The following is a 4771-nucleotide window of genomic DNA, read 5'->3' on the forward strand; positions in this document are numbered from 1 at the left end:
CAGCATAAATTAAAAATAATGGTCAAAATATTTGGATTTTAACATAGAAAGCAGAATCTCACAGATAACATCCAGTAGCGTAGCCATCTGTGCAAATCTGTGTCATCTGCGGGACAACCCCATGAGGGAAGCGAATATATTAGTCTCCCACAGACTTCCCCTGATATTTTCTGCGGGCTAACGTTGAAGGATCATGAAAGTAAACGATATAACCTACAAGATACGCGGGGCAATATTTAAGGTATATAACACCTTGGGGCCAGGCCTTCTCGAGTCAGTTTACGAGGCCGCCCTATGCTATCAGTTACGTCAGGACGGACTGGCTGTAGCCACCCAGGTGAAAATCGATGTAGAATACCAAGGCTTCATTCTCCCCATTGATTACCGTATCGACTTACTTGTGGAGGATACGGTAATCATCGAACTGAAATCCGTAGAGGAATTGAAACCCGTCCATCACAAGCAACTGCTCACCTACCTGCGTCTGGCTCACAAACCCGTCGGTCTCCTTGTCAATTTCAATACCGCCGACATGGAACATAGCATCCATCGTAAAATCAACGGCTACATATAAATCTCCCACTGATCTCACAGAATCCCACAGATAACATCCTGCAGCGTAGCCATCTGTGCAAATCTGCGTAATCTGTGGGCGCCCCGCTCGCAATGCGAGCAAAGAAAAATCTCTCCCACTGATCTCACAGAATCCCACAGATATCATCCAGTAGCGTAGCCATCTGTGTAAATCTGCGTAATCTGTGGGCAACCAAAAGAAATAGTATCTCCCACGGATCACAGAATCCGTTTGAACCAACCCTCCACGTTTGCAAAACGATTATTTCCTATGGATATTCGCATTTTAATAGATAAGTTAGGACCCATAACCAACTCCGAGATCACCCTCAAGCCATTCATGGTCTTCACGGGCGAGTCGGGTCTGGGTAAGAGCTATACCGCATTCCTCGTTTACAACCTAACCTCTGCCTTGACGGCTATTAGAATGCAAGAGTTTGTTGAACAAAAGGTTAAGGGAAACAAACTCGAGCTTGACGTTAAATTCAAGGATTTCAGACTGTGGCTAAACAATAACACAAGTGCCTACCTTGGCTATCTGTTGGGCTATAGCGACTTTTCGTGTCATGTCAACTACGTGTTCGACCTCGACGACGATATGCCACTCCAAGTGAAGTGCCTCGACGATGACGAAAGCACCAGCTTCAGTCGTTGCAGCATGAACGGCAAGACGGAAGTGTTTCCGATGCATCTGGCAGACCAGACCCTGCTGATGAGCTTCACGCTCAACAAATATCTTGCGGAAAAGATATTCAATCAGCCCTACTTCTTCCAACTCCTGCTCCCCCCGGCGCGCGCAGCATTCATAGGATCTAACACCACCACGCCGATCGGAATGTATCGCGAGTTCCTACGCCAGTTTGACGACCTCAAAACACCGTCGCGTGTGGCAAGCCCCGACATTCAGCTATATTCCAATTACATAGCCCGCCTTGTCGACGGAAAGATTGTTGTGGAGAATGGCAATATCTACATCGTTTTTGAGTCGGGCGCGAAGATCCCCGTATCAGCGGCCGCCTCATCCGTCAAAGAGCTCATGCCCTTCTTGTTGATGCTTCAAAACGGCAAGAGCCTCTACAACAGCATGCTTTTTGAAGAGCCCGAGGCCCATGTGCACCCCAAGAAGCAATCGCTCGTTATGGATATGCTTGCAAGATGCATCAACAACGGAATGATGATACAGATGACCACCCACAGCGACTATATGCTGAACCGCATGAACCAATTGTTGATGCTGGGAGAGATACGCAAGGTGTCGCCCCCGACCTTCGACAAGTTCTGCGAGGACCATCACCACAACAAGAAGCTCTATCTCGATAGGAGCAAGGTAGGAAGCTGTTATTTCAAGCGCGAAGGCGAAAAGGTGACGATCGAAGAGCAGCAACCCACCGTCGGCCTGCCCCTCACCACCTTCGATGAGACCGTGAGGCAACAGATCGACTTGTCGGCAACGCTCGACGAATTGGCAGAAAGCATAGGCATTGATATCAATATGTAATCTCGCCAGTCGATGAACACCGCAATAGCAGAGTTTAACCTCCTGTATCCGAGGTTCGAGGCCCATTCGTTCAACACCCAATGCGAAGTTGTAGAAACCAATCCGAGAACCCCCAGCGACTTTCAAAGGTTCGTTGTTAAGGATGTCTGTGGATACGTCTTCCCGCGCGAGTTGGCAAAGGCAACCATCTCGTTTTACGATAAGGCAGGCTGTCCCGACCCGATGAGATTAAACTGCGATGGAATATTCTGCGCCGAGGTCAACAACAAGAAATGTATGTTCCTATGCGAGCTGAAGAGCACCTTCGACTCCAGTCAGATATTCCATGCACGAGAGCAAATCATAGGAACGCTCATGAGGCTTAAGGCAAAGGCAAGCATATTGCAAACACAAGTCGACTGGGAGTACCACGGAGTGATAGTGTCTTACGAGCCCACAAACCGCCAACTTGATGCGCTTAACAAGCTGTCGAGCAACGACGGACGATTCGCTAAGCCCCTGTGCGCCAAACGCCATAAGGTCATCCGAAACGAGCTGTCCCAAAAGTATTACCACCCCTTGTCCATTCCCGACCTGAACATCCATTACGTGGCAGTACCCAACCGAAACCCCGAGTATGAGCTCGATATGCAAACCCTGATAAACCTCTAATCCCACCGTCAGCCCTCCGTGGCATCCCCAAGGAGGACATGGAAGAGGCACGCGAATGAGGTTCCCGCAGACAATCAAAAGTTTCCCAGAGATCTTACAGATGCTTATAAAAGAATAATACCATGTGCGTATTTAATATGAACACAGCGCTTCAACAGAGCAAGGTCTATTCTGTTGCAGGCCAATATTTATATAAGAGCATCAAAGAGGCGATAGCCAATAACGACAGGCTCTCGGTAGATATGGATGGTGTAACCTCCTTACCCTCAGTCTTCCTGAACGTGTCGTTGGGCAGAATCATCGACGAGGAGGGAAAAGACAAACTAAAACAATACGTTGGCTTTGTTAAGATAACCAAGCAGCAAGCCCTTCGCCTTCGTGACTATCTGCAGCGGTACAACTAACTCCCGATTTACATGGCTGACTGCCAGCACACTGGAGCGCAAGGTCAGAAGTCGCTTTGTGAAATATAAAAATATTATGACGAACGCATTGCAAGACAAGGATATGAACCTGTATCCTATTTGTGTTGTTCCTCCTGAACGCCATTACGATTCCTGTAAGGAATTGGTCGACGACATCAGGTGGTTTGAGCAATCGCGTGCGCACTTCTACCAAGATTATCCGCAACTCAAGCCGAAGGCGGGACTGTTCGAAAAGGTACGGGTTGACGACAAGAAAGGTTACATCCTGTTACCCACATCGTTAGATTATGGCGTCCTTTACAGAGGACAAGGCAGCTATCATGGCCGATGCCTTCCTGCTCTTTATCGCCTACCAATCCTCGATGATAGTCTTGGCATTGATTGGAAAATCCCAACCGAGCATGCCAATCTCTCAGAGAAAGATACGAAGCATGCAATGCTGAAAGACTTCGATTCACCATTCGATATCAACGTAGATTTATACTAACACGAACCATACAAATGACTCTCTTAGTTGCCTGGGCAGGAATTCAAACAAGAGGAAGGGACAAGAAAATTATAGGTTCCCTTTATATAGCAGCCGATAGTCGTTATTCATGGGGGGATGGAAAATGGAATTATGACATGGGTAAGAAAGTTTTTGCTTGTTATAATTTTCCTGATGCCTTTGCTTTATGCGGAAAAGTTATGTTTCCTGCTTTTATTTTATCCTCTTTGGTTACTCTGATAGACAGAGACGCATTCTTTGCCCATGAAGATGATGAAAAAACAAAGGTTAGTAAGGTTACTGGTTATATAAAATCAGCATTGGCCGATTTTTACACAAAAGACATTGGCACTTTTGAAATTTTGTATATGTTGCGTTGTGATTCAGAACTTTCTTTGTGGAAGTATGTTTATGATAAACAGTTGTTTTGTGAGAAAATAAACTTGCAGAACGAAGAAGGTCATTACTACGTAACAGGGTCTGGAAGAGACACATTTAAAAACATTTATGTCAAACATCTTTCCGATGATAATGCAAATACAAGTCGATACGTATTTCATTGCTTTATTCATACAATCAAGTCTAATCTGGTAGCAGATGTCGGAGGAAAACCTCAGATAATAGCATTGTATGGAAAAGGTAATTCAATAGACATTGGTTATGTTGATAATGGTGAGTTTTATTTGTATGGGAATAAGTGTTTATCTATAGCTAATCATATAGATATAGAGCAGTGGAGAAATGATAACTTTGAACGTTGTGATTCTTTGACAGGAAAGTTATTGCATGAAGCACAACGTCAACCTTTTAAGAAATGGTAAGGCTTCTAATAGTGTAACAGCTAGCACGCCTGATACTGAGTCAGGAAGTACCGGTGCGACTCCGGTTTAGCCTTTTAATACAATAGTAGTTATGAATAGAGGTTCTGAATGGCGTAAATGGGATTTGCATATACATACCCCAGGAACTGCCAAAAATGATCAATATGGAAACCTAGATGGAATCTGGGAGAAATATATAGATGCCTTGGAGAAATCAGATGTTGCCGTATTCGGTATAACAGACTATTTTTCTATGGACAATTATTACTAGTGATGCGATATTAATCGCTTAACTATAGTTATATATTTGATATTT

6 protein-coding genes and 1 pseudogene are annotated in these 4771 nt (G+C 44.9%); all 7 read left to right on the top strand.

What is annotated here, in order from left to right; translation table 11 throughout:
- The first annotated feature begins 193 nt into the window (after positions 1 to 193).
- Positions 194 to 574 (top strand): GxxExxY protein, encoded by a 381-nt coding sequence (locus WKK33_RS00180; RefSeq protein WP_337801349.1) that lies wholly within the window; start codon positions 194 to 196, stop codon positions 572 to 574.
- A gap of 270 nt (positions 575 to 844) precedes the next feature.
- The gene (locus WKK33_RS00185; RefSeq protein ID WP_337801348.1) at positions 845 to 2071 is read left to right on the top strand and encodes an AAA family ATPase; all 1227 of its coding nucleotides are present in this window, start codon (positions 845 to 847) and stop codon (positions 2069 to 2071) included.
- A gap of 12 nt (positions 2072 to 2083) precedes the next feature.
- Complete coding sequence (locus tag WKK33_RS00190) at positions 2084 to 2722, top strand: hypothetical protein (protein ID WP_337801347.1); 639 nt, start codon at positions 2084 to 2086, stop codon at positions 2720 to 2722.
- Between the two features lie 122 nt (positions 2723 to 2844).
- On the top strand, positions 2845 to 3126 hold the full coding sequence (locus WKK33_RS00195) for an STAS-like domain-containing protein (protein ID WP_337931969.1): 282 nt from the start codon (positions 2845 to 2847) through the stop codon (positions 3124 to 3126).
- A gap of 370 nt (positions 3127 to 3496) precedes the next feature.
- Positions 3497 to 3634, top strand: a pseudogene (locus WKK33_RS00200) (dTDP-4-dehydrorhamnose 3,5-epimerase); the annotation flags it as partial.
- A gap of 14 nt (positions 3635 to 3648) precedes the next feature.
- Positions 3649 to 4455 (top strand): hypothetical protein, encoded by an 807-nt coding sequence (locus WKK33_RS00205; protein WP_337801345.1) that lies wholly within the window; start codon positions 3649 to 3651, stop codon positions 4453 to 4455.
- A gap of 91 nt (positions 4456 to 4546) precedes the next feature.
- Positions 4547 to 4726: a hypothetical protein gene (locus WKK33_RS00210; RefSeq protein ID WP_337801344.1), complete on the top strand. Its 180-nt coding sequence runs from the start codon at positions 4547 to 4549 to the stop codon at positions 4724 to 4726.
- The last annotated feature ends 45 nt before the right edge of the window (positions 4727 to 4771 follow it).

It is taken from the genome of Hallella sp. (genome assembly GCF_037460745.1).
Lineage (GTDB): Bacteria > Bacteroidota > Bacteroidia > Bacteroidales > Bacteroidaceae > Prevotella > Prevotella faecis.

Bases quoted from the DNA above. Each gene is read 5' to 3' on its own strand.
- WKK33_RS00180 (WP_337801349.1), top strand. From the start codon at position 194: ATGAAAGTAAACGATATAACCTACAAGATACGCGGGGCAATATTTAAG.
- WKK33_RS00185 (WP_337801348.1), top strand. From the start codon at position 845: ATGGATATTCGCATTTTAATAGATAAGTTAGGACCCATAACCAACTCC.
- WKK33_RS00190 (WP_337801347.1), top strand. From the start codon at position 2,084: ATGAACACCGCAATAGCAGAGTTTAACCTCCTGTATCCGAGGTTCGAG.
- WKK33_RS00195 (WP_337931969.1), top strand. From the start codon at position 2,845: ATGTGCGTATTTAATATGAACACAGCGCTTCAACAGAGCAAGGTCTAT.
- WKK33_RS00205 (WP_337801345.1), top strand. From the start codon at position 3,649: ATGACTCTCTTAGTTGCCTGGGCAGGAATTCAAACAAGAGGAAGGGAC.
- WKK33_RS00210 (WP_337801344.1), top strand. From the start codon at position 4,547: ATGAATAGAGGTTCTGAATGGCGTAAATGGGATTTGCATATACATACC.